We start from the raw sequence: 1,267 nt of genomic DNA on the forward strand, positions 1-1,267 counted from the left end.
AAGCCGCCTGATCATGCCCTCAGGCCATCAGGGAAATTACACCAGCTTGACGGACGCTATCGGCCGGACTGGCTGGGGATGCTCGAAGGTATCGGCATCGCGACCGACCGCGACTTCGCACCTGATGACGAGACCCGCGCGATTCTCGATGCGGCGGCCCGGACGGGCTACAAGACCAGCCGCGTGATCGGTTTCCAGCACGGACTGAACGGCATGGATTTCCGCGTCTACGACGACCGCCAGTGGCTGAACCCGGTCAACAACGTCTCCGCGCGCTGGCCCGACGTGCCGGTCGGTCTCGACTGGATGTCGTCGGATGCCGGCTACCGTGAACTCGACGCGCGGGCGTGGTTCTTCACCGACTACTTCTCGATCAGCCCCGGCATGGTGTCGATGACGCCCGGCAAGGGCGCGTTCTACATGATCGCCTTCGAGGACGCCGAGGGCGAGCCGCTGGTCGGCAACCGGAGCTACACGCTCGACCTGCCGCCGGACATCCCCGCGGAACTGTTCTGGTCGGTCACGCTCTACGAGGCCGAGAACGCCTCGGGGCTCGACAACGGGCAGCCCTTTCCCTCGCTCGGCAAGCTCGACGAGCCTGCGCAGAATGACGACGGCAGCACGACGCTCCATATCGCCCCCGAAGCGCCCGAGGGGCATGAAGAAAACTGGCTCGCGACAGCGCCTGACCGCGGGTTCTTCGCGATCCTGCGCCTCTACGCCCCCTCGGAACCGGCCCTGGACGGCAGCTGGAAAACGGGCGATATCGTGAAGGTTGAGTAGCCAAGGCACATAGAAGCGGAAAAGCGCACGCGATCAAAGCTCCCGTTGGTTTTTTTGCCATCCCGTCGGCGGAGCGAGGCGAAGGTGGAAGCGGCAAAATGGCCTACCTCGCAGAAGGGAAATGGGAGGAAGGGGGATCACGTGAGTGTCGCAACAATCAGCACGTCGGCTCTTTCCTAGCCCCATAGTGCGTTCTGATGCAGACCAGCGAAGCTTTGGATCAGGGAGGAATTCCGACGACGAGTGCCGCCGCAATCGGTCTCAGCAAGGCAACGGGAGGGATCACAGGCCGACGCGTGTTCACACCCTAATGAGCGGAAGCAGCGAAAGGCAGCTTTGACAAGCCGCGCCGCAGCATTGTGGTGGGGACTGGAGGACGGCTTTGGGCCGTGCACGACAGGGCAGTCGCAGCGGGCGGGAGGACTAAGCCGCTCCGCGGCAAGGGCGCCCTTGGCTGGCGTTGATCCTTATTTTCAGCGTTTGT

The 1,267-nt window shown here is 63.5% G+C and carries 1 protein-coding gene; it reads left to right on the plus strand.

Features of this window, described 5'->3' with window-relative positions:
• Positions 1 to 783 (plus strand): DUF1214 domain-containing protein (locus tag DDE13_RS22405; protein ID WP_162631199.1); only part of this gene is annotated, 783 nt, incomplete at its 5' end.
• Positions 784 to 1,267 lie beyond the last annotated feature (484 nt).

The sequence above is a fragment of the Meridianimarinicoccus zhengii genome (assembly GCF_003254465.1).
Classification (GTDB): domain Bacteria; phylum Pseudomonadota; class Alphaproteobacteria; order Rhodobacterales; family Rhodobacteraceae; genus Meridianimarinicoccus; species Meridianimarinicoccus zhengii.